25 protein-coding genes are annotated in these 24,406 nt (G+C 35.6%); 10 read left to right on the forward strand and 15 right to left on the reverse strand.

The genetic code is table 11. The annotated features are described in order from the left end of the window. Positions 1–187: 187 nt before the first annotated feature. The 5 genes from AC1M9H_RS06860 to thiE all read right to left on the reverse strand — a co-directional run bounded on the left by AC1M9H_RS06860 (position 188) and on the right by thiE (position 4,167). Positions 188–832, reverse strand: a complete 645-nt coding sequence (locus AC1M9H_RS06860; protein ID WP_481613044.1) for an RluA family pseudouridine synthase — start codon at positions 830–832, stop codon at positions 188–190. A gap of 160 nt (positions 833–992) precedes the next feature. After that, positions 993–1,703: an acyl carrier protein gene (locus AC1M9H_RS06865; RefSeq protein ID WP_481591380.1), complete on the reverse strand. Its 711-nt coding sequence runs from the start codon at positions 1,701–1,703 to the stop codon at positions 993–995. 7 nt (positions 1,704–1,710) lie between these two features. After that, a complete protein-coding gene (locus tag AC1M9H_RS06870) occupies positions 1,711–2,127 on the reverse strand; it encodes a GlcG/HbpS family heme-binding protein (protein WP_035267160.1) in 417 nt (138 codons plus the stop codon). An 89-nt stretch (positions 2,128–2,216) separates the two neighbouring features. Next, positions 2,217–3,515: a glutamate-1-semialdehyde 2,1-aminomutase gene (gene hemL, locus AC1M9H_RS06875; protein ID WP_481613045.1), complete on the reverse strand. Its 1,299-nt coding sequence runs from the start codon at positions 3,513–3,515 to the stop codon at positions 2,217–2,219. 31 nt (positions 3,516–3,546) lie between these two features. Then, complete coding sequence (thiE, locus tag AC1M9H_RS06880; protein ID WP_481586403.1) at positions 3,547–4,167, reverse strand: thiamine phosphate synthase; 621 nt, start codon at positions 4,165–4,167, stop codon at positions 3,547–3,549. A 1,224-nt stretch (positions 4,168–5,391) separates the two neighbouring features. On the opposite strand from thiE, the gene AC1M9H_RS06885 reads away from it, so the two are divergent. Then, positions 5,392–5,589, forward strand: coding sequence for a hypothetical protein (locus AC1M9H_RS06885; RefSeq protein WP_481588997.1), 198 nt, complete (start codon positions 5,392–5,394; stop codon positions 5,587–5,589). A gap of 100 nt (positions 5,590–5,689) precedes the next feature. Here the strand turns inward: AC1M9H_RS06885 and AC1M9H_RS06890 are convergent, their stop codons facing one another. Together AC1M9H_RS06890 and AC1M9H_RS06895 are read right to left on the reverse strand one after the other, a co-directional pair. Then, complete coding sequence (locus tag AC1M9H_RS06890; RefSeq protein WP_481613046.1) at positions 5,690–6,364, reverse strand: HAD family hydrolase; 675 nt, start codon at positions 6,362–6,364, stop codon at positions 5,690–5,692. Between the two features lie 295 nt (positions 6,365–6,659). Then, the gene (locus AC1M9H_RS06895; protein WP_180028595.1) at positions 6,660–7,040 is read right to left on the reverse strand and encodes an Mpo1-like protein; all 381 of its coding nucleotides are present in this window, start codon (positions 7,038–7,040) and stop codon (positions 6,660–6,662) included. 215 nt (positions 7,041–7,255) lie between these two features. Here AC1M9H_RS06895 and AC1M9H_RS06900 point away from each other — a divergent pair, with 215 nt between their 5' ends. Next, positions 7,256–8,722: a CYTH domain-containing protein gene (locus AC1M9H_RS06900; protein WP_481613047.1), complete on the forward strand. Its 1,467-nt coding sequence runs from the start codon at positions 7,256–7,258 to the stop codon at positions 8,720–8,722. A gap of 39 nt (positions 8,723–8,761) precedes the next feature. On the opposite strand, the gene AC1M9H_RS06905 is transcribed toward AC1M9H_RS06900, so the two are convergent. Next, on the reverse strand, positions 8,762–9,409 hold the full coding sequence (locus AC1M9H_RS06905; RefSeq protein WP_481613048.1) for a TetR/AcrR family transcriptional regulator: 648 nt from the start codon (positions 9,407–9,409) through the stop codon (positions 8,762–8,764). A 117-nt stretch (positions 9,410–9,526) separates the two neighbouring features. Here AC1M9H_RS06905 and AC1M9H_RS06910 point away from each other — a divergent pair, with 117 nt between their 5' ends. The 3 genes from AC1M9H_RS06910 to AC1M9H_RS06920 all read left to right on the forward strand — a co-directional run bounded on the left by AC1M9H_RS06910 (position 9,527) and on the right by AC1M9H_RS06920 (position 12,444). After that, positions 9,527–10,765, forward strand: a complete 1,239-nt coding sequence (locus AC1M9H_RS06910) for an MFS transporter (RefSeq protein ID WP_481597396.1) — start codon at positions 9,527–9,529, stop codon at positions 10,763–10,765. A gap of 381 nt (positions 10,766–11,146) precedes the next feature. After that, a complete protein-coding gene (locus AC1M9H_RS06915) occupies positions 11,147–11,371 on the forward strand; it encodes a hypothetical protein (protein WP_180028591.1) in 225 nt (74 codons plus the stop codon). Positions 11,372–11,754: 383 nt separating this feature from the next. After that, the gene (locus tag AC1M9H_RS06920) at positions 11,755–12,444 is read left to right on the forward strand and encodes an aspartate/glutamate racemase family protein (protein WP_481613049.1); all 690 of its coding nucleotides are present in this window, start codon (positions 11,755–11,757) and stop codon (positions 12,442–12,444) included. A gap of 170 nt (positions 12,445–12,614) precedes the next feature. Here the strand turns inward: AC1M9H_RS06920 and AC1M9H_RS06925 are convergent, their stop codons facing one another. Together AC1M9H_RS06925 and AC1M9H_RS06930 are read right to left on the reverse strand one after the other, a co-directional pair. Beyond that, positions 12,615–14,327, reverse strand: coding sequence for an ATP-binding cassette domain-containing protein (locus tag AC1M9H_RS06925; RefSeq protein WP_481613050.1), 1,713 nt, complete (start codon positions 14,325–14,327; stop codon positions 12,615–12,617). Between the two features lie 141 nt (positions 14,328–14,468). Then, positions 14,469–15,101, reverse strand: coding sequence for a hypothetical protein (locus tag AC1M9H_RS06930; protein WP_035268706.1), 633 nt, complete (start codon positions 15,099–15,101; stop codon positions 14,469–14,471). A gap of 115 nt (positions 15,102–15,216) precedes the next feature. Between AC1M9H_RS06930 and AC1M9H_RS06935 the strand changes: the two genes are divergently transcribed. Further along, on the forward strand, positions 15,217–15,606 hold the full coding sequence (locus AC1M9H_RS06935) for a DUF3144 domain-containing protein (protein ID WP_092767127.1): 390 nt from the start codon (positions 15,217–15,219) through the stop codon (positions 15,604–15,606). Positions 15,607–15,747: 141 nt separating this feature from the next. Continuing rightward, positions 15,748–16,812 (forward strand): amidohydrolase family protein, encoded by a 1,065-nt coding sequence (locus tag AC1M9H_RS06940; RefSeq protein WP_481588990.1) that lies wholly within the window; start codon positions 15,748–15,750, stop codon positions 16,810–16,812. A 52-nt stretch (positions 16,813–16,864) separates the two neighbouring features. Here AC1M9H_RS06940 and AC1M9H_RS06945 read toward each other — a convergent pair whose 3' ends face one another. The 5 genes from AC1M9H_RS06945 to AC1M9H_RS06965 form a co-directional block, all read right to left on the reverse strand. After that, a complete protein-coding gene (locus AC1M9H_RS06945) occupies positions 16,865–19,654 on the reverse strand; it encodes a M16 family metallopeptidase (RefSeq protein WP_481613051.1) in 2,790 nt (929 codons plus the stop codon). A gap of 72 nt (positions 19,655–19,726) precedes the next feature. Next, the gene (locus AC1M9H_RS06950; RefSeq protein WP_481613052.1) at positions 19,727–20,554 is read right to left on the reverse strand and encodes a PhzF family phenazine biosynthesis protein; all 828 of its coding nucleotides are present in this window, start codon (positions 20,552–20,554) and stop codon (positions 19,727–19,729) included. A gap of 172 nt (positions 20,555–20,726) precedes the next feature. Beyond that, positions 20,727–20,852, reverse strand: a complete 126-nt coding sequence (locus tag AC1M9H_RS06955; RefSeq protein ID WP_257219857.1) for a hypothetical protein — start codon at positions 20,850–20,852, stop codon at positions 20,727–20,729. Between the two features lie 104 nt (positions 20,853–20,956). Next, a complete protein-coding gene (locus AC1M9H_RS06960; RefSeq protein ID WP_481613053.1) occupies positions 20,957–21,154 on the reverse strand; it encodes a hypothetical protein in 198 nt (65 codons plus the stop codon). Between the two features lie 234 nt (positions 21,155–21,388). Further along, the gene (locus AC1M9H_RS06965) at positions 21,389–21,928 is read right to left on the reverse strand and encodes a M23 family metallopeptidase (protein ID WP_481613054.1); all 540 of its coding nucleotides are present in this window, start codon (positions 21,926–21,928) and stop codon (positions 21,389–21,391) included. A gap of 304 nt (positions 21,929–22,232) precedes the next feature. Here AC1M9H_RS06965 and AC1M9H_RS06970 point away from each other — a divergent pair, with 304 nt between their 5' ends. The 3 genes from AC1M9H_RS06970 to AC1M9H_RS06980 all read left to right on the forward strand — a co-directional run bounded on the left by AC1M9H_RS06970 (position 22,233) and on the right by AC1M9H_RS06980 (position 24,355). After that, positions 22,233–23,015, forward strand: a complete 783-nt coding sequence (locus AC1M9H_RS06970; RefSeq protein WP_481613055.1) for an rRNA large subunit pseudouridine synthase E — start codon at positions 22,233–22,235, stop codon at positions 23,013–23,015. A gap of 128 nt (positions 23,016–23,143) precedes the next feature. Then, positions 23,144–23,539 carry a hydroxyisourate hydrolase gene (uraH, locus tag AC1M9H_RS06975; protein ID WP_481590269.1) on the forward strand — a complete coding sequence of 132 codons (396 nt, stop codon included), beginning with the start codon at positions 23,144–23,146 and terminating at the stop codon, positions 23,537–23,539. Between the two features lie 567 nt (positions 23,540–24,106). After that, positions 24,107–24,355 (forward strand): hypothetical protein, encoded by a 249-nt coding sequence (locus tag AC1M9H_RS06980; RefSeq protein ID WP_092767142.1) that lies wholly within the window; start codon positions 24,107–24,109, stop codon positions 24,353–24,355. The last annotated feature ends 51 nt before the right edge of the window (positions 24,356–24,406 follow it).

Here is a 24,406-nt window from a genome sequence, read left to right on the forward strand (position 1 = left end):
GACTGAAAACTTATGCTCAAACAGGAGATGATTTGAGCAGAATTTAACGTCTATAAGCAATATATTTTGACATAAAGCCCACCAAAAAGTGAGCAATATTTAGCACCGATCTATTTAATTGATCATAACCAAGATTTCATCATGATCAGATCATAAAATATTCGTATGCTGATTTAAAAATGTGTTTTTAGAACGGCACTGAACATTGAAAATTCAGTCGTTCACCAGTAACAGGATGATTGAAACTTAACTGCTCTGCATGCAAACAGAGTCGATCTTTCAAAGCTTGTTGCGCTGGTGTTGCATACAAAGTATCACCTACGATGGGATGCCCTAAATGCTGCATGTGAACGCGAAGTTGATGTGCTCGACCTGTGATTGGCGTTAATTTTACGCGTGTCACCCACTGATCTTGAATTTGAAATTGTTCAATTGCTTCCCAATGCGTTAACGCTGCTTTATTGTGATGCGCATCTACGATATGCAATGGCGGACGCGATGGGTCGTAAATCACAGGAATGTCTACAGTTCCTTGACCTTCTACACATCCCGCTACTAGTGCTTGATAAGTTTTATCCGTTTCACGTTCTTGAAATTGGCGCGAGATCGATTTTTGACCTGCTTTGCTGAGTCCAAATACCAATAAGCCTGATGTATCGCGATCTAAACGATGAATAAGAAGTGTACGCGGTTCTTCTTGAAGAAGACGATTGATAACGCAATCTTGAAGGTCAGGCGTTTTGCCTGGAACAGAAAGTAATCCAGCTGGTTTGTGAATCACCATAAAATCTTGATCACGATGAATGAGATGTTCCTGAAGAAAATGACTCAAATTTCTATTCCTAGCAGATCGTGAAAACAAGGCGGCAATAATAGAAAGCTTAGCGATAAATTACAATCTTGAAATGGACAAACAGTGACGATTTTTCCGATATCTGATAGAAATTAAATCAATCTAACGATTCAAATGAATTAAGTTTTGTTTGTGACATCTAGCTGTCTTTTCTCAGGATAGGAAGCAATTGAGAAAGTGTGCAATTTTGCCCAAATGATTCAAAATCTATATGTGCGCCATTGGCTCTCCACAAGCCAATCAAACTCACCATTGCGACCGAATCTAAGCCATAGCGTCTTAAATCTTGAAATGGATCAATTTCTAAAATATCGAATTCGAGGTATTCAGCAATAGACAGCAATATACCCTTTTCAGAAAGAATAAATGAGGACGGCGCACTCAATTCCAGCATTCGAATCATGGCAGAGGTGTTCATATGATGAATACCTTGTTCTACACAGTTCTCAATCCACTGTAAATGTTGGCTCTTCGTTTCTACATGAACAGCATCGTTCACCACACAAATTTGAGGAGTAATCGAAATGATATGCTGTAAAAGTTGCTTTATAGGTGAATTGATCATGCCAGACACAATCAGTTGTTTTTTTTCTGCCAGTAATTCACCCAACTGCGCTACTTTAGAAAATGATTGCTGCTCTTCAATTTCAATCACTTCAATATCTAAAGCCTGCGCTTTTTTAATTAAGCGATTTAAATGAATTAATAATTCTTGATGTTGGTCATTGCTATATTCAGCTAAACGTTGAAATCCAAAAACCACCAAGACGCATTGTTCAGCTTCAATGGACCACTTTGCCAAACTCGCGCTGAGTTCAATTTTTTTGGGTGGTGTATAAAAATATGACATTGCCACTCTAATCAGCTAAAGCCAAGAAAACTTCAATGGCATGCAGCGCAATTTCAGCATCTTCAAAAGATTTAGCACCTGAAACTCCCACGGCTCCCACCAATTGCCCTTGATAAATAATGGGTTCCGCACCTTCTAACATTCCCGACAATGAGTGAACAGTCAGAAAACCCAATTGCCCATCTTTGATCAGCTCTTCAAAAATTTGAGATGGGTGGCGGCTCAAAGCTGAACATTTTGCTTTTTCAGCTGACAAATTCGCAGTCATCGGAGATGCACCATCCATGCGTTTCATTGCAAGTAAACTTCCAGTTTCATCTACAACAGAAATACTGACATTCAACTTTTTATCAATCGCATATTGTTGCGCACGCGTCAGTAAGAACTCCGCGTCTTCTAAAGTTAAATAATGTTTTAATTTCATTTCTATTTTAAGTCCGTGAATTTTATACGTGCAAAAAAGCCTACAGTATTTACACTGTAGGCTTATGTTAATAGATTTTCAAAAAAATTCTATTTTAAACGCGCAAATACATTCTTAGCTGCTTGAATAGTGAACGCAATATCTTCATCGGAATGCGCACTTGAGATAAAGCCGGCTTCAAAAGCAGAAGGCGCTAAATTTACACCTTCATCCAACATGCCATGGAAGAATTTACGGAACATTTCAACATCGCATTTCAACATTGAATCAAAGCTTGTGATGTCTTCTTGATCAGTGAAATACAATCCAAACATACCTCCAACCTGTTGAGTCTTAAATGGTATACCTGCTTCATCTGCGGCAGTCTGTAAACCAACCAATAACTTTTCGAGCTGTGCAGTTAGATTTTCATAGAAACCTGGTTGACGAAGATGTTTAAACATCTCAATCCCAGCTCTCATTGCCAGCGGGTTACCTGACAAAGTTCCTGCTTGGTAAACTTTACCTAGAGGCGCAATACATTCCATCACCTCCCGCTTACCACCAAATGCACCTACAGGCAGACCTGCACCAATAATTTTACCTAGCGTAGTTAAATCAGGTGTAACGCCGTAGTGTGCTTGAGCTCCACCTAATCCCACACGGAATCCAGTCATCACTTCATCAATAATGAAGACTGAACCATGCTCATCACACACATCTCGAATGGCTTGCAAGAATCCATCAATTGGTTTAACCAAGTTCATGTTACCTGCAACAGGTTCAACAATAACACCCGCAATTTCGGAACCAAACTTAGCAAAGCATTCTTTTAAAGTCGCAATATCATTGTATGGAAGCGTCAAAGTATGTTTTGCAAAATCAGCAGGAACACCCGCTGATGTCGCCTCGCCTTCACCACTTGTGAGTAGACCAGAACCTGCTTTCACTAAAAGTGAGTCTGAGTGACCATGGTAACAGCCCTCAAACTTAACAATCTTGTCACGACCTGTATACCCACGTGCAAGACGAATCGCAGTCATTGTTGCTTCTGTCCCTGAGTTGGTCATACGTACCAATTCAATTGACGGCATAATTTCACAGATAATATCTGCCAATGTCGTTTCATGCACTGTAGGTGCACCAAAACTTAGACCATCAACAGCGGCTTCTTGAACAGCTTTAATGATCGCAGGGTGTGCATGTCCTAAAATCATTGGTCCCCATGAACCAACATAATCCACATAGCGTTTGCCATCTACATCGTACAGGTAGGCACCTTGAGCTTTTTCAATAAATACCGGCGTACCGCCTACACCATTAAAAGCACGTACTGGTGAATTCACACCACCAGGAATATGTTTACTGGCTTGTTTAAATAATTGTTCTTGCTTAGGAGATAAACTCATGAAAATCACTCAACTCGAAAAAGTAAAAAATTTAAGCTTGTTTAGCAAATAGCTCTGACCAGTCGTAAACACGTTGACCAACAGTTGACATAGACCGACCCAATACATCGCTAATGACAGCACAAAGATCTGCTCCAGCAGCAATCACTTCAGCGCCATTTTCAACCGTCAAACCTCCAATCGCGCAAATAGGTACATTTAATTTTGCTTTTGCAGCTTTTAATGTTTCTAAACCAATATTACCTGCTTCAGGTTTGCTTTGTGTCGCATAAATTGCGCCGAAGGCTACATAATTTGCGCCGTCTGCGATCGCTTGCTCAGCTAGTTCAATAGAATTATTACAACTACGTCCAATTAAGACGTTTTTTGGCAATCTTTCCACAGCCTCTTGGATTGAACCATCATCTTGACCAAGATGCACACCCACGCCATATTTGACTGCGGCCTCTAAATCATCATTGATGACAAAAGGAACCTTATATTGATTACACATATTCTTCATGTATTCAATTTCATAAGCTTGATCTTCTTTCGCAACGTTTTTACGACGATACTGAAGTACTGCAACTTCATAAGTTGCCATCGCTCCTTCAAGCTTTGCTAATAGAAGTTCAATAGGATCATCGTTGGTGATTAAATACAAACCGCGCATAAAGAATAACTCTAGGCAAATACTAAAAATTTAAAACATTATAGGACAAAGCCTTGGAAGAACACATTGATAAAATGTAGAAATTAACAGGCTCTATTGTTGACTAAGCGTGTTAAAGATATTGATTGAAATGAATTTGTGAAATTTAATCCAAGAAAATTTGACTAATCATTCGAAGCTAATTGCTGGATAGACCTTTTTGGCAAAATGTGACAAAAATTAATCAAAATCGAAATTTCATCTATTTTATATTTTTTCAAGCTCAAATTCATCCACAAGTTCTGTGGCCAACTCTTGAGATAAATATTGAGGTTTAATTGAATATTTAAAATATATATAAGAAAAAATAGATGTTTATGAGAATTTTAATTTTATTATTAGCTAATAATTTCGCTCATGCAGAAATGATTTTTTAAACATGACAAAGAAGGGTTTGTTGATCGCTCTTGGTATGAAGCTGAAAATCAAATTATTGAAAGAAAGCTTTCAGCACAAGCTCCTAGTGAAAAAATTTATGAACTAAGACAGAGATTTAAAGTCATTGACTCAAATACGCTTGAATATATTCCATATAGTTCTTCGAAAGACACGCTTATGTACATAAAGGAAGTTTGCGAAAAAAGAGAGATGTTACCTGCGAAGGAGCCCATACTTGGCATTAGTTATAGACGAATCAGTATGAAAACACCTTTTGGCATGTCATGTACAGCAAATGATTAAGAGATTCCCTTTTAAGATTAGGAGGCAAATAAAATATTATTAAAAATCATAAATTTAGGTATAAAAATAATAGTAAGGGCTTAGTAAATGTAAATATTTAAAAGTAAATAACGATTTATCTAATTAAACCACTTTCAGTGAAAATTTTCTGACACGAGTAAAGAAAGTCAAATTGAATTTATTTGTTTTAAAGAAAATTTAGTAAATATTTATTTTGATTTTGAAGAAATTTCGGTAGTACTAGATGGCAAAGACATTACGTCCGACTATCCAGTAAAGAAAATAGATAGCAGAAGAATATTTGAATTATACAAACCGCTTACATGTGTAAGGTGTAGTTAAAAAAGATGGTGTTGCACTTCAAATGCTAATCTAAGATTTATGAAACAGATCTATATGTTCTAAAAAGTTCTTATTTGAACAACAATACACCATATAATTGAATAATTCAGGATCTCAACGTAATATTATTTATACCCTAACCAATATGTATAGAAGAGAAAAATGGATCAATTAAAAAAAATAAATGATGATTTGCATCAAGCCGCCATATTATTAGACAGTATTCCTAGTAAGATTCAATCAGATCCATCACTAGAAAATAGAGAAAATATATTACTGATAGGAAAAGCTCTAAGTCATATTTTTGAACTCCAAAATAATATTTATAAAATTCGACCTGATTTAAAAAACTTAGGATGAGCTCTATTATGTTAAATAGTCGCATTTAATTATCTGATTCATCACTTAATCCATTCAATTCTATAAAAAAAGTTATCATATGAGTTAATTTTATCATTCATCATACGCCCTCTTTATTTATTCTATTGATAGCTAGCTCTAATTCATCATAATGATGAATACTCTCATCTGTAATAGGTTTTTTTAGTATTTGATTTGGGTGAAAAAAAATAGTTTTCATACCAACATTTTTTGCACCTTCTATATCAGCTTTAGGATTGTCACCAATAAAAATACAATCAGAAGGTGAACAATTTAACTGGTTACAAGCATAAGCAAATATTTTTTTATCGGGCTTTCTTAAGCCAATCGCTTCTGAAACTATGATAGTCGAGAAATATTCGGTAAGACCTAAAGCATAAAAATTATGTTCCTGAAATGGGCTTTTTCCATTGGAGACTAACCCAATCTTATATCCCTTTTGATAAAGATCTGAAATGACTTTTTGGAAGTCATCAAAACCAATTGAAAATTTATTGAAATCAGTAATGTAAGAATTAAGTAATTCATCAACAGTAAATTTTTTTATATTAAAATCTTTGATTAATTGACTGTAAACGATATCTTTCCAAACATTTCCATTATCATCCAATTCAATAAATTTTTTTATAAATGCATCTTTTAGTTCTTGTGGTACTAATTGGAAAAAATTTACTTGCCAACTTATAAAACGAATAAGTGACTCATTCCTATTCAAAATAGTTTGATCCAAATCAAACAGAAGTATGTTTCGCATTAAAAATACTCACTCTCATAATAAAAGTTCTATATATAGTTCATCTTCTTTTTTTTCAGTATTATTTAAATTAACATAATATGTATTATATGCGGTTTATCAGAATAATACCGTTAACTCATCTAACTGAATACGTTAATTTTTTATTTAATCCCAATATTTATAATTTGGATTTATTCATTGGATGTTAAGCCTCTCCAGCTATCATATAATCATATTTTTGTGTAGCTTTCTTAAAACATTTCATGACAAAAAAAGCCCAGAATCTGCTGAGCTTTTTTAACAATATATAAATTTAGCTATCAATTTTATCAAATTTACGATCTTTCAAACTCAAGTTTCCGCGCAAAATATCCGATAACATTCTCCAGTCTGAAATAAAGCTATACAACGGTTGTTTAAAGCTTGCTGGCTTATTTTTTTCAAAAACAAAATGCCCCACCCACGCGCATGCGTAGCCTGAAACTAATCCGTAGACCAGATATTTAGCTTTACGCTGACGAATCGCTTGAGTAAAAAAATAAATACCGATTGAGCTACCTGCTGCATGTAAACGACGACTCATAATGCTGCGGTGTTCAGTCAAATAAAAACGATAAAATTCTGAGTAATTCTTGATGGGTAATTGAAATTTAGCTTCTTCTTGCGATGAAGATGGCTCTACATAAGCATTCATTGTTGTATTCCTGTCCTTTTTTTGACCACCATAATTCAAAAAATCGCACTTGAAAAGCTTATCTTACAAATATTGTGATTAATCATTCATTCAAGTAAATGTAAGTGAATTGTCAAGATTGTGGTTCTAACTGAATCAGTTACAATCCCCTTTAAATTAAAAGGCAATCAAATGTCTTACTTCTACGAAAATGATTGATCGATTAGGAAAATCACATGCTTGAAATTGAATTAAAGTTTCAGATCCCAGAAGCTCGACGGAATGCGATTTTAAAAGCAATCGATCCAAAAAAGTCTGAACTCATTCAAATGCAAGCAAAGTACTATGACACTCCAGATCGCCTACTCTCTCAGCATGGGATAGCCATTCGACAACGTCTTGAAAATACCAATTGGGTTCAAACCCTAAAAGCGACGAAAAGTAAAAGCCATTTACACCGTTTCGAACATAATCATGATTTAGATAATCTTGAGGCTGCACCGAATTTAGATCTATCTATTTATTCAGATGATTCCGAAGCTTATGAGGTCTTAAATGACGCATTGAAAGGTGATTTTGACCAATTAGTCTTGCAGTTTGAAACAGACATTCAACGTACAGTTCGAGTGATTAGCTTTGAAGATGCCGAGATTGAAGTGAGTCTAGATATTGGCGTTGTACGATCAGATGATCGAGAACATGAGATTCATGAAGTAGAGTTTGAACTCAAACAAGGAAAAGTTGAAACATTACTAGCGTTTAGTTTTGAGTGGGTCAAAAAATATCAACTTTGGCTAGACGTTCGAAGTAAGGCTGAGTTTGGTAATTTATTGGTTTCAAATTTAGTTGTAAGCCCAGCGCGAACTGAAAAAGAATGGATCGTTGCAAAAAAAGAAAGCGCAGAAAAAACGATTCGAATGATGATCGGTCACCATATGCAACATTTGCTGCCGAATATTGCTGCGATTTCTGCGGAAGTGGCTGAACAGGAACACATCGAACAAGCACATATTGCTTTGAACTATTTGTTTTTAAGTCTATCTATTTTTAAAGACTGGACATCAAAGAGCACAGATAAATGGGCACATCAGTTATCTGCATTTAAAAGTCATTTTGAAAACCTAAAACATTATGAGCATATGCAACACACCTTAGGTGCTATTCTGCAAAACCCTAAAACTGCTGAAATGCTCAGCAAAGATGTGCTCTACGCCCGAGAAAAATTAAATAACTTAGTCAAATCTACCCAAAACGTTCAACACTATCTTGAACTTTTGAGTTTTAGTTTAGGCAATTCCAAGAAGGTGCAAACCCAAGACCTCAAAACCTATGCTCAAAATACGCTTCAACAGCAGTATAAAGTTTTACAGGAATGTCTGAATGAAGCTGATCCTTCTAACTTTGAAAGTCTTGACCAATTGGCAATACATTTAAGTGAATTAAAATTCAGTTTCCCAGTCTTAACACAAATTTTTGATGTGAAGAATTTACAAAAATACGGCAAGGCGCTTAATGATGCACATTATGCAGCTGAACAATATCAAGTATTGTCTTCCTCATCATCCTACTTACAGCAAACAGAATTAGAAGCCAGTGACTGGTTCGCCTTAGGTTGGTTGACGGCAAAGCAAGAAATTTACGCTGAAAAACTTTTGGAAGCGACTGAACAATTCTTAGTAAGCAGAAAATTTATCAAGTCATAAAATTCAAGTCAGAACTTTTCGTCAGTGAGAAGTTCTGACTTAAAAATGATCCCAAGTTTGCATCGCCATGTGTACAACGCTTCCCAATTGTTCAAAAGTTGCGCCATCACGTGCTTGTAAGCTTAGTCCTTGCAAAATCGTCATATAATAATCTGTCATTGCCTGAATATTAGTTTGTACACTAATTTCACCTGAAGCTTGGGCAGCTAATAATTTTTCTAGTAAATTCGATTTAGATAGCTGTCTTTTTTGCGAAATTGATTGTTGTATTTGTTGATTTTGAATCGAACAGTTCATTGTCGACACGACCAACATACATCCTTTAGGTTTGTCTTCTTGCACCAGTCGTTTTAGATTTTCAATCAAATAGAGTTCCATTGCTAATTTTATGGAATGTGCCTGTTTAAAAATCATTTCCATCGAGCATGATTCGTGCCTGAGATAATAGTCAATGCAACGATTAAAGAGCTCAGATTTATCACCATACGTACTATAAAGACTAGGTGCAGTGATTCCCATGGCGAATGTTAAATCACTCATTGAAGTGGCTTCATAACCGTATTTCCAAAATAGTGTCATGGCTTTTTCAAGTGCTTGTTCTTCATTAAAACACTTAGGACGTCCACGCCCCTTTGATATTGATTTGGCACTATCCATTTGATTTATTGGCTTTGAACTTTCCTGCATATTCAACCCAATTAATTTTATAATGATCATTAATAAATTAATTGACCCAGATCTTAAATTCAAATATTTTATTTCTATAACAATCATTATGAAATTATTTTCAAGGAGCGTTGGTCAATGAAATCCGAATCTCATCTGACTGAAACCGCTGTTAATTCTCCATCTCCTACAAAAAATCAAGGAAATTGGTTTGCTGTTATAACACTTTCTATCACCGCTTTTATATTAGTGACCAGTGAGTTTCTCCCTATTGGTGTGCTCAATGCAATCGCACTAGATCTCAACATTTCAGTCGGTACTGCTGGCCTGTTCATTACCCTTCCAGGCGTGATGGGTGCTTTCGCAGCACCGCTTATCTCGGTCTGGGTGAAGCAACTTGATCGACGCTATTTATTAATCGCACTCACAGCGGTCATGGTCATTGCAAATTTCATTACGAGCTATTCAGAAAGTTTCACTTGGATTCTATTGAGTCGCTTTTTCTTGGGTATCGCGATAGGCGGATTCTGGGCAACTGCAATCGCCTTAAGTGGTCGTGTTGCACCTCCTCACCTACCCATCGCCAAAGCAACAGCTATCGTCATGGCTGGCGTGACTCTGGCAACTGTGCTGGGTGTTCCGGTTGGAACATGGCTAAGTGAAATTTACGGTTGGCGTAATGCCTTTATGATCACCTCGGTGATTGGTGCCATTATTCTGTTTTTTGAAATTAAATTCCTACCGAAATTACCGCCGACTTCAGCTATTCAATATAGCGATCTACCCGCATTGTTTCGAGATCCAAAAGCTCGTAAAGGGTTAATCATTGTTTTATTTATCGGATTAGCGCATTTTTCAACATACAGTTACTTGGCGCCTTTCTATAAAAATGAAGCAGGATTTGATGGTTCAACCATCAGTTCTTTACTTCTTATTTATGGAGCAGCAGGCTTCGTAGGCAATGCATTCTCCGGTTATAGCAGCAATATCAATGTCCGCTATACGCTTTTTGCTGTTGCATTGTGTTTAGCAATCGTATTCCTTACATTCCCTGTTTATGCCAAATTCTTAACTGGTGCATATATTCTTACAGCATTATGGGGTTTTGCTTTTGGTGCCTTTCCTACGACAGCCAATATCTGGATGTTTTTACATGCGCCACATGCGGTTGAAAAAGGGATGCCTCTTTTTGTCAGTATGTTCCAAATCATGATTGCAGCAGGCGCTTTATTTGGTGGTTTTATGGTAGATCACTTCAATACCAGTACCTTAATTTACAGTGTATTGATTTTTATTTCATTAGCTGTAATTGCTGTATTCACTCATAGTCGAGGATTGAATAATCCTAAAGCTCAGCAATGTACATCAATTAATTGAGTTGAGTTGAGTTGAGTTGAGTTGAGTTGAGTTGAGTTGAGTTGAGTTGAGTGTAATTTTTTACGCTCAATTCTTAAATAATTCTATGAAATATAAACTCATTTCGTTGAGTGAAATCAATTCAAGAAATTAACGCGCTAAATTCTCAACCATCATTCAAATCGATCAATGCACCAATTCGGTGACATTTGCACAAAAATGATGAATTTTTTCATGAAAAATCCGTTAATCACTCCTCCATATTATTAATTATACCTAAATTATATATTTATCATTATTTATTAGTTGGCATACAAAATGCATTCATTATGATGTGTCTATCGTTTAACGCTAGTTATTCGATTTACTTGAAAATAAAATCAAACATGAATGGTGAATACAATGAATAATTCAAATCCAACAACTTTAAAAGAACTTACATTAGATGAAATTGAAGCAGTATCTGGTGCAGGTTTAGTGACTAATTTGCTTGGTACTGTCGGCTCTCTTGTAGGATTAAAAGATCCTTTAGTGAAAATTGGCACTGGCGTAAATGAAACACTTAATGGAACAATTGATTCACTAGGATTAGGTGTATTAAAAGGTGTTGTAGACACGTTGATTTAATTTTAAAAATCTTATGAACAATAGACTTTTTAATCTTTCAAATCACTCATCAAAAGGCTCGTGAATGAGCCTTTTGATTGATATCCTACAAGATTTTGAACTAGAATGCTCTATACATGGATTGTTCAGCAATACAATAATTTTCCTCTATTTATGGCTTCTAAGTTCGGGGTTAATGTGAATTCTTCCGATGAGAAGCTTACTCAACCATAAGATTGGTAAATTCTGCTGCTAAACTTATATACATTCATCCCTAAAAATACACATCAAAAGCTGAACTTTTCTCACTTTGATTAAGTCATTATTTTAAAAAGTAGCAATTTCATACTCGATAATTTTCATTATATTGATAAATTAAATATTTAATTTTTAAAGGTGCGAACTTGAAGACAATTGGTTTATTAGGTGGAATGAGTTGGGAGTCGACTGATTTGTACTATCAACAAATCAATAAGATGGTTCAAACGAAACTTGGCAAGTTACACTCTGCTAAGGTTATTCTTATTAGCGTTGATTTCGCTAAAATTGAGGAGTTACAACGCAAAGGATTATGGGAAGATGCAGGAATCTATTTAAGAGATCAAGCCATACAATTAGAAAAAGCAGGTGCAGATGGCATAGTACTTTGTACAAATACAATGCACAAAGTAGCAACTTATATTGAGGAATCAACCAACATACCATTTATTCATATAGCAGATGCGACAGCCATGGAAATCATGAGCCAGAAAATTACAAAAATTGGGCTGCTTGGTACTGCATTTACGATGGAACAAGGTTTTTATAAAAGCAGATTGGAGGAAAAAGGACTTAAAGTAATAACACCTAATAAAGCGAGTAGAAAAATTGTTCATGATATTATTTACAACGAATTATGTTTAGGAATAATTAGCGAAGCTTCGCAAAAGAAATATATTCATATTGCCGAAGAATTAATATCTTCTGGCGCTGAAGGAATCATTTTAAGATGCACTGAGATTTGTATGCTTATAGGAGATCTAAAATTCTCAGTCCCACTATTTGATACAACTTCTATTCATGCGCAAGCAGCTGTAGATTTTGTATTATCATAAATATTTCATAGCATAAACATCATTCAGCTCACGCTAAAAAATATTTAACTGACATCAAAATCTATCATCAAGTACTTGAATCGTTGCTCATGACTAAATTTAATCAAATAAATACATATTTTTAAAAATCGCTTTTTTTTGAATGATATTCATGCCAGAACAATCATCATTTAATCCTCATTCTTAGAATTTAAAATGATGTTGAAATCAATAATTTCATCAGCAATTTCTGTCGCCATACGTTCATGAGAAATCATAATGACTGTTTCAACTCGCTCTTGAATAAATTTTAAAATTTTCGAACTTGTTTTCTCATCTAAGGCTGCTGTAGGTTCATCTAAGATCAGGAACTTTGGTTGTTTTAGTAATGCACGAATGATGTTCAATCGTTGTTTTTCACCACCAGAAAAATTTTTATAAATTTCTTGTATATCATCGTCTAACTCAATTTGATTTTTTTCCAGCAAATGGAGTAAATCAAACTCTTTTAGCCAATGTTTAAGCTCCTCATCAGAATATTTGATCTCAGTATTTTGAATCAAATTTTGTCTTAATGAGCTTGAATAAACGATCGGAGTTTGGCTGACCACAGCAATCTGATCAAATATCTTTTCTGAAAATACTGAAGTGATCTCTAAATTTCTAAAGAATAGTCGTCCAGATTTGATCTTTTCTATTCCCACCAAATAATTGAGGAAACTTGATTTTCCAATACCTGTTCGACCTTGAATTAAATATATTTTTCCACACACGATGTCTAAATTAAAATTTTCAATCGTCTGCTGACCTAGATCAAATGTCACATTTTGAAATGAATACGCCACCTCACTTTCTTTCTGTTCCTCAGCTGTTAGATCATTCGTACTGAATGACTCATGTTCCAATTCAAAATATTCTAGGTACTGATCAATAGCCACAATATGACCTTTCAAATGAATGATATTTTGAGACATCATCATTAAAGGAATGGTTAAACCTATAATATAGGTACTGACTAAAACAAAATCACCTGAACTAAAACTTTGATATTCAAACATATAGACTGATAAAACCATGAATACCAAAAGAAAAAATGACACAAATAACAGTTGATATATCATGAGATACTGAAGTTTTTTATAGGTATCCTGAGTCTTTATTTTATAGTCATCGATTCTGCGGCTAAACTCTTCAAATTCGTAATATTTCGAATGACTGAGTTTGATATCATAACTTTGTTGGAGTTTTTCAATCACAAATTGATTCAGTTGATTTCGAGCACCATACATAATCGTAAAGATATCTTGTGTCTTAAAGGTAATGATGAGCGATAAAGCAACTGTACAAGCTGAGAATACGAAAAAAAACACACCAAATTCAAGATTGATCGTATTTCCGAGCACATACACCATACCTAAGATTTTAAATACCGTAGGTACAATGACAAAAAATATAGTAAAAATAATTGTACCAAGTGCTTCACTGCCACGAATTAGATTTGCATTAAATACACCGATATCTTGTTGTCGTTGATCTTTTAATTTCAAATCAAGAAAATTAAATACTCCAGCTTTAAGCATGGATGCATCAACATTTCTGATCATCATAGACATGGCAAAATTATTTATATTCTTCATCCCCTCATTGATAAACCAAGCGAGTGCATAAGCAACGGCGAATAAATAGAGCAGATGAATTTGAAAAAAGTCTTGAATCGAATAGTAATGATCAGGTTCACTGGTCTGGTCAATCAGCAGCTTAAACAAATACGGTAAACCAACACTCGTACCAATAATTAAAATTTGAAGTATGGCTAAAACGAAGAATACACTTAATCCATTTTCATCATGTTGACGGAATAACATCCACGCCTTTTTAAATTGTTTAATCTTTTCAGTCATCATTCTTTAAATTAGTTATTTTTTGTGATGACTATTTTAAACAATACTAATCAATAAGTTTGGATATTGATCGTAGAAGCTTTGTACTTATAAAGTAGCTAATCATTGATTCTAATGTCTAAAAACTAAGTTCAATCAGCTCAACTAACGATATTTACCATAAATACGCCACGTGTTGTTATCCGCCAATGGATCGCTATATGAGTCATTTCGTTGCTTACGTGGTTTATCGCGAGCATCAACCAACTCGAAATGAGGCTCAACACTTAAGACAATACCATTTACATAAAAACGTGTTCTCGTATATTCACTTTGCCCATGCTGAAATACATAAGTTCTTAAATCTATAAATTCGCGATGCGCAACTAATGCAGCAGTGTCATCATGATCCAACCAACGACTCATTGCCAAAACTTGTTCAGGTTCAAACTGTCCACACTTCTCTAATACACTAGCAATACCACGAAAAGTCTTTGATTCCTTTGCACGTGTTTTGTTAATGCGAATTCGGTCTACATGAAAATAAAACAGCGGTAAATTTAGATGACTCGGTAAATGAATGGCATCTAAAACCTCATCTTCCATAAAAGGTTGAAATAAATCTTGTGCCCTTTCGATTAGACCTGTCCACTGCTGGTAATAAGCAGCTACTTGCTCTTTGCTTCCATAATAAATGGGAAGACCTTCGACATTCGCAAGATCAACAGGTGGCCAAATATTCTGTCTCAGTAACGCAATATCACTTTTTAAACTTTGAACTGCGATAGCATCTTGCATAGAAAAGCTCATAAAAAAATTACTTAGGCTATTTTTAGATTAAGTGAAAGGTTTAGTTTATGCAAGCCTTTGCCTATAATAGTGCTTGAATTAAGTTATTTATTAGGAACAATTCATGGTTCAAAAGATTCAAGCGACTGATGTCACTGAAGAAGAAGCATTGAATGCGATTTTCTTCGAACGTGCTGATGAATTTATTAAGCAAGCCAATGAATTTTGCCGTGTTGAAAAAGGTTCTACTGTTAAACCAGCCGATGCTCGTGGTCAAGTCAGTGCTGCGATGCTATTTGGTACTGCTCGTTTTAATACATGGGTTGCTGCCAATAACTTTAAAGATGGCAATGAAATGCGTGATGCTAAAGAACAAGTGATGTCTTATATCATGCAACAGTTTCATATGATGCTTGAAGATAATTATGACGAATACTGCGAACAGTTTGAGAACTACCTTCGCTTCCGTCGTAATGAAGAGTTTCATGCAAATAAACATGACCACGAACATTAAATAGATTTGCATTGTGTGCATTGGGCCTCCTTTAGGGGGCTTTTTTAATGCTTAAACTCTAATATTCAAACGAAAATGCAATTTAAAAATTGATCAATTTCTCGTATGTTATTCTTATTGATGACTCAACTAAGGATAGCGATGAATCAACTCAACTTTCCCATCGTCGATGCTCATATCCATCAATGGGATCCTTATCACACACCGCATGCTGCCGCTTTAGCTGTTAAGCTTTTTGGAAAACATCCAAAAATATTGGATAAAGTCGTTCGTCTCGTAAAACCTAAAGATTTAATTGATACAGTAGGACTTACAGATTACATCACAGCACCCTATTTACCAGCGGATTACCACAAAGACATTGGACACTATACTGTGAGCCGTGTTGTACATGTCGAAGCCAGCTGGCATCATCAAAAAGGGACTGGCGTTGTAGAAGAAACGCAATTTATTCAGCAGCTTCCTTTTTCTCAAGAAAACATCAAATTGGCTGGAATCGTTGCAACAGCTGATCCTCGTGAAAGTAATTTCAAAAAAATTCTTAAAATGCATAAAAAGGCATCTCCGCATTTTCGTGGTATTCGAAAAATGGCTGCACATCATGAAGATCCTGGAATTCATGCATGGAACGATGATCCCCACCTCTACACTGATCGAAAATTTTTAAAAGGTTTTGAAGCCTTAGCCCAGTACAATTTAAGCTTTGATGCTTGGGTTTATTCTAGCCAGCTTAAAGATGTTATTGCTTTGGCAAAACGTTTTCCTGAGACTTCGATTGTCTTAGACCATTTGGGCACACCAGCAGGTTTATTCGGCCCAGTAGGTAAACACACAGGAATCACCCAAACTGCGCGAGACAATATCTATTTCCACTGGAAAGAAGATCTTGCAGAATTAGCTCAATGTCCGAATGTATATACAAAAATGTCTGGACTCTTCATGCCTGTTTTAGGTCATCAATTTCATACACGACGAACACTAGCATCTAAACAACAAATCATTGAATTGGTCTCTCCTATGATTATTCATGCTTTACAATGTTTTGGGCCTTATCGTGTCATGTTTGCATCCAACTTCCCGATGGATAAAGTGAGCACATCACTCACAAATATCATTGATGCCTTTAGCGACATTGTCGCTACCTATAATTCAGATGTTGTTGAACAGATATTTTGTAAAAATGCGCAGCAATTTTATAAGCTTTAAAAAAAGGCTCATTCACGATCGAATGAGCCTTTTTGAATCGTACATTGTGGCTCTAAGTTTTAGGCTTTAAAATCATTTCAGGTTGTGGTTTACCATACTGATCTGCCATAACTTCAACCAAAAACTCAGGCTTAATATATTTTTTGATCACTGCATCTATATCTTGCTTCGTCAGTTTTGCAAATGCCTGATCTCGCTCTAGTCTTGAAAGCTGTGTTTTATTTTGCTCAAGCTGACTGTTCAATCCACGATGAATACGGCGCTCATCCTCTAAATTCGTGACACGCTGTTTCATAATATTGGCTTTAGCCGCTTCAAGCTCTTGCTCCGTCACACCATTCTTTAATAAGTCAGTGAATACTTTATGCACACCTTGAGAAACTTGAGCTGATTTTCCTGCTGCATAATTAGCACTTACACCTAGAGCACCAGCATTGATAAAATTATCCAAACTCAAACTACTTCCAAAGCTGTAAACCAACGCATTTTTTTCACGTAACTCCATGGCAAGGCGTGATGATAATTGTGACTCGCCTAGAATATGGCTCAACACATATAATGCTTCTGCATCAGGATGATTATTACCCACTGGAATGGCAATAACCGCTTGATAATTACCAAATTGACGCTGTTCAGCCAGCGCATGAACTTTTTGAGCAGGATAATCTATATGACTGCCCTGCAAACGTTGGTATGGTTCTTTTGTCTTAGACTGACCTAAAGATGAATTCAAATATTTCAGAATGGCTTTGTCATCAAAATCACCAGTCACCGATATTTGACCATTTTGAGTTGTAAAATACTTTTGGTACAAAGCTTTAATTTGATCATTGGTGATGGTTTCAATTTGCTGCTTTGCCAGCTTAGGTTCAAAATGATATCGCAAATCACCTGGTTCATATCGCTCTACGATTCTAGCGATAGTCAGTCCTGCAACAGTTTCAGGCTCTGTATATGGTCGATTTAATGACGACAATGTTTGCGATTTGATGAGGTCAAACTGACTTTGCTCAAATTTCGGATTATTCATAACGTCGACAATAAACTTGAAGAATTCTGTAAATTTTTCTTTCTTCGCAGATACGTTAATCACAATACCATTATCAACAGCTGAAGCAGATGCTCGACCACCCGCCTCGATTGATTTGTCTGCAATATCTTGCAGGCTATACTGCTCAGATGCTCTCAATAGCAAATAAGACATAAAGCCTAGTGCTTCACCTTGATGCTTGAGTGATTGTGCTGTCCCGAAATTTAAAGATATCGATGCGTAAGTTTTGTCATCGCGTGTTGACGTTGGGAATAGTGCATACTGCATCCCATTTTTCAAAGTACCACGCTTGATTTTTTTCTCTAACTTTTCAACATACTGCTTGGAATTTTTTAAGTGCTCAGCCACTTCAGCTTTATACACAGCTGGGTCTTTTAAAGGCTCTTCTTGAGTTGTCACTTGATCTAAAGTTTTTGATTCTTGCTCATGAGCGTCTAGCTCGAGTGCCTTTTTTTGATCCTCAGGCGTAGGTTGTATGTCTCCCGAAATACGATGCTCAGCAACCAAGAATTGATTTATTGCCTGATTAACCTGATCGACATTTAAACTTTGTATCTCTGCTTGGTCTTTAAAATATTTTGTCCAATCCCCATTGGATGAAACCACATAATCACTAATGAAACCACCCACAGAAGAGGCATTGGTCATCATGCTCTCTTGACCATTTTTAATCATGTTTTTGACACGATTTAATTCTGTTTCATTAAATTGATGCTTTTTCTCAATTCCTTTCTCTAGAGAAAGGGCAACTTTTTTCTCATCATGATTAGGAGCATACACTGCCCCCATAAAAACAAGATTAAAATCTGGTGTTAACCATGTCGTCGATTGAACCTGTGTAGCCGTACCTGTTTCTACAATATCTTTGTACAAGTGACCACTAGGTTGCATTGTAAATAAATAAGGTGCTAAAGCGAGTGCAGTCTGTGTTTTTTGCTGGGTGCCATTGAGATAAATATTGTATTTGCCTAAATCACTTCCCTTTTGCACGATAAATTGACGATCTTTGATCTTGGTCGAATCAAGCATTGGAACTTGGGTTGACTCAGGAATTTGACGCGCAGGAATTTGATTAAAATTTTTATCCACTGCTTTCAGGATATCCGTTTTATTAAATTTACCTGCAATCACTAGAACTGCATTATTCGGTGCATACCATTGTCGGTAAAATTGATTCAGTTCCTTCATGTTGATTGACTGAAGCTCAGTTAAATCACCAATCGGTAGACGACCTAGATACTGATTTCCGTAAGCAGATTTCCAAATTTGATCCATCAATACTGAAAAAGGTTGATCCATTCGAACCTCACGCTCTCGTTTTACGATTGCGATTTCTGACGGAACAAATTTTTCCTGAAGTACGAGCTTATCCATTCGCTCTGCCTCCAGATACAACATTTCATCAATGGCTTTTTGTTCTGGACGGATGACACTCATATACTGGGTAGAATAGTAGTCAGTCATCGCATTACTCATGAGCGTATGCTGATCTAGACGACGTTGAAACTCATCTCCTTTTACATTTTCTGTGCCTTTAAACGCGAGATGCTCAAGTAAATGTGCTAAACCACCTTTACCTTGTGGGTCATTCAAAGCTCCCGTTAAATACACCATATTCATAAAAATTTTATTTTCTTTAGGTATCGGTGCCAAAATCACCCGTAAACCATTTTCTAGTTTGTATTCTTCAATATTTTGTTCAGTCTTGACCAAAACAGGTTGTGCTAAACCGCTAGAACTGACCGCAACGATCATTAAAGTAAGTGAAAGTTTTTTAAAACGAGTTAGCATTGTTCTTCCAATTATTGATATAAAAAAATTGATCACACGCCTGACAAGGGTATGATCAATAGGGTTTATGCTTTAAAGGTAAATTTCAGCTTTCATATAAAGTTTGGCATAGCCAGAAATTTCAATTCTTTGATTCTCTTTAAGTTGGCAATACAACACGCCACCTCGTTCTGAGCTTTGAAAAGCAATAAGTTCTGTTTTATTCAATTTCTCAGCCCACAAGGGTGCTAATCCTGTATGCATAGAACCTGTTACAGGATCTTCATTGATGCCTTTATGTGGTGCAAAATAACGTGCCACATAATCATATTGTTCTGATGCTGCAGTTATAGCAATATCGGGATGATCGGATGCTGTAATACAAGTACTAACCTCATATGCTTCAGCAATTGCATTAATATTGGCAAAATTAGGTTTGGCATCAAGCACATCTTGTTCACTTTCCAAGACTAAAATATAAGCTTGTTGATTTAGATAAATTTCCTTGATTGGACGATCAACCACTTCTTTTAATAACTCAGGAAACTCTTCAGTTAAATGAGGGATTCGAACAGGGAAATTCATTGTAATTTTTCCATTATCTTGTCGAGTGATGGTAAAAATTCCTAAATCTTTGACATGAAATTTAATTTTTTTCGCTTGAGTATACTCATTAAAAAGTACATAACTGCTCGCTAAAGTGGCATGACCACAAAAATCGACTTCAACTTTAGGTGTAAACCAACGGATTTCATAATTTTCATCATCAATAATTTTAACAAAAGCCGTTTCAGCCAAATTATTTTCAAATGCAATATTTTGCATGAGTGATGTATCAAGCCATTCTTCACTGACCACTACAGCTGCAGGATTCCCCTTAAACAACGCTGTAGTAAAGGCATCAACTTGATACATTTTCATAAATACACCCTAATATTTCCAAACTTCTAATTGAGAATAATAATCTTTTATTATTTCAGATCATAGATTAATTTCAATCTTGACTATAAATTATTGCTTCACAAAGATTCGTTCATAAACTGTATATTTCTAATGATTTTCCATAAAAAAACCCTCACATGAGGGTCTTTTGCTATTTACGCTTTTTGAGCGCTTTCTTTAAATCTTTTAACTTAGATTCATGCTTAGAAATTTTCTTAAGTCTCGATTTAATTTGATCTTTTAAATCTTTAATTTTTAACTTGGACTTATTCGCCATATCTTATCTTCCTCGTGTCATTTACTTTAAATTGTTAATGCTTGAATTTACTGACAAGAATGGGGCTTCATCCCTAAATTCCCATTCGATTTAAGATTAATGATTTAACGATTTTGTTGATCTAAATCAGATTGCTGTTGTGATTGTTGACGGGACTGTTGCTGATTCTGTTGCTGTTGATCTTGTTGCTGTTGCTGCTGATTGGGTTGCTGTTGATGTGGCTGTTGACCTTGTTGACGTTGCTGGTGATTTTGTTGCTGTTGCTGTTGCTCATTTTGATCTTGATTGTATTGATTACTCATTTCATATCTCCATGATTATCAGATTTTGATACTGATCTTGAATTCTTTTTCACTTGAATTAGACCAGTACAAATAACCATAACCCTTTTGCATGAAACTGCGAGCATAGAGCTGTATCAAAATACTGCATCGTAACTTTCATTCTGTAAGCTATATAAATTTCAGAGGATTAAAATTGATACGTGTTACGAGGCTTACAAGGCTCTCTCATTTGTTTACTTGTATTAACGAGACTTATTCCTTTAGTCTTAAATATGGATATGGATTTGTAGCACCACTCGTTAAATAAATCCCATAATGTAAATGTGGAGGTGTATTGATCGCATTGCCAGTATTTCCCACATATCCTAATACTTCACCGACTTCAACCCAGTCACCTTCTTGGATGTGTGCTGCATATTCATCTAAATGTGCATAGTAATGGCGACTTAACTGAGGTCCTACCACCCAGACGACTTTACCTCCCAAACTATTTGTGCCGATACGACTTACAATACCTTGTGTTGCACTCAATACAGGCGTACCTCGTTTGGCAAAAATATCAATTCCTTGATGTGTACGACCATTTGAACGTGCCGTCCCCCAAGTATCTGCTATTTGAGTTACTTTGACTCCTTCAACGGGTATCGCCAACGGCTCTGTCAACGCTTGTTGTTGAAGTTTCCAGTATAAATATGGATATTGTAATCCTGCTGTTTCGCCTGAAGTTGGGGGCTGACAAGCAGTAAGCATCCAACTGATTGCAATGAGTGATCCAATAATCCTTTTTTTCATATACAACCCAACATCTTAAATTAAGTTAAATTTTAGCGTCTGATCGACGTTTGCATTGTATTGATTAAATTAAAAGCACTTGTCATAAACCAATAAAAGCCTGCTTATACCGATTAAATCGTCAGAATTACATATTTTTTTTGATCAATACGATACTTTCTTTTTTGAATCACGCATAATAGTCACCAATTCCCCTATTTATTTTGTTTGACTTCATTGATCGAATCCTCAGATCAATTCAGGATGTTCATAAATTCTTGATAAGTCAGACCTTTCACTATTTGCAAATTATTGAAGTTTTTATATGAAAATCGTCATTCTCAATAAACCTTATGGCGTTCTCTCCCAGTTTCGTAAAGACGAAGCGCATATGACAATGTCTGATTTCGTTGACGATCCGACTTTACGTCTTGCTGGACGTCTAGACATGGACTCTGAAGGTCTAGTGTTTTTAACCGACCATGGTGGTTTAAATCAGTACATTACCAACCCTGCCAATAAGAAATTTAAAACTTATTTGGTTCAAGTTGATGGTAATGTGACTGAAGAGGCTTTAGAACAGCTTCGTAAAGGTGTAGAGCTTAAAGACGGTATGACTCTACCTGCAAAAGCCGTAAAAGTTGAACAGCCTGAGTGGTTATGGGATCGTGATCCTCCTGTTCGCTTCCGTGCTTCTGTACCTACTTCTTGGGTTGAAATTTCGATTTGCGAAGGTCGTAACCGCCAAGTTCGACGTATGACTGCAGCAGTGGGTTTCCCAACTTTACGTCTTATTCGCACTAAAATTGGATCAATTGACTTAGTACAGATGGGTCTTGAATCTGGCGAAACTAGAGAAATTGAACCATTACTTTATCCTGACTTTCAAAATGTTCCTGCCGAAGAGCCATACCGCTCACGCTCTTATGTGAAGAAACCAGGCGGTACAGGTGGCAAGCCGATTAATAAGAAAGTCAATAAAGATGGTACTAAGAAAAAATCGGGTACTAAACGTATTTGGCAAATGGAAGAACATGAGAAACCACGTCGTAAGACCAATGGTACTACTCGCCCGAATACAAAAGCTCCACGTGGACGCGCACGCTAAGCTCAAGCTATTGTAAAAAAAGTAAAAAGGATGCGATTGCATCCTTTTTTTATACATAAATTAACTTAAATAATCTCTCATTATAAGTACACTTTTTTCAATTATTTGCTTATTGTGAGTTGATACTTATGAAAAAATTTACGCTTGCTCTTTCAGGTTTTGCATTTTCAACATTCACTTTGGCAAATCCTTTAAGTGTTCATGTGCTTAATCAAGAAACTGGTCTTCCATCCTCAAATATTGCAGTTACCCTTGAAGCGCAGCAGGGTGAAAAATGGGTAAAGCTCAACGAAGCTAAAACGGATGAAAATGGTCGTATCAAGGCTCTATATCCAGCCGAAACAGATCTTCAAAAAGGTGTTTACAGAGTAACTTTTAAAACTGGCGACTGGTTTAAAGCAAACAACAAGCGTACTTTTTTTCCAGAAGTGCCAGTGGTTTTTTTGATTGATGGTAGTTTAGATCATTACCATATTCCGTTGTTATTAAGTTCATATGGTTATTCAACCTATCGAGGGAACTAATTTTTTTTTGTTGATCATTTATGACACAAATTTAGCTCACATTATGTGAGCTTTTTTATTTCTTTATTAATTTTAAAAGTTTAATTATCCTATTCAAAAGAATAAGGATTTCTTATGAACATAAAAAAAGCTTTCCTAAAGGCTATTACGCTGCTTTTATTTTATCAATTCTTTACTACTTCTTTTATGCATTGAATGAAAACAAGTTATCTCACTATTGTGATAACTATATTTGTCTTGAAATCTTATCTTTAGCTGAATTTCTTGGGATAGTCACAGCTTGGATCAGCCTATATTTCGTACTGAAGTCCCTAGAATCATGGAAAGATGCCTATAAATTCCATAGAGCAATTGAAACTTTATCCAAGTTTGAAGAACTCAAGATTATTTCAAATCAATATCACACCATCTTATACCAATTAAAAAAACTCACTCATCCGCGCTAAAGGTTATGAATTACACAACTCATTTAATTTAGAAGAGCAAATTTATGAAGATAAATTCAATAATCTGTATTACTACGACAAATTAATAAATCTTCAACAGTGGCTCAATCAAGAAAAAAATGTGAACAAGCATAAAAATTTTAAAGAAGTTTTAAGAACTTTTGAAACTGCTATAGATTATGCTCATAGACTTGTTTCAGAAGCTCATTTGAGTGAGGTAAATTATGGTCAAAATTACGCCTCAGATAGCGACATAAACAGAAGAAAAGAATCTATAAAAAAAGTTCAAATTGCTTTTGAAAAATACTCAAAAGACAAAACAATATTTGAAAAGCGTTTGGAAGATCTAAGACGAGAACTGGAGTTATGAAAAACCCATAGCTAAGCATGGGTTTTTCATGAATTTTCTAATCTAAGCAAA

Source organism: Acinetobacter sp. ANC_7512 (assembly GCF_056779935.1).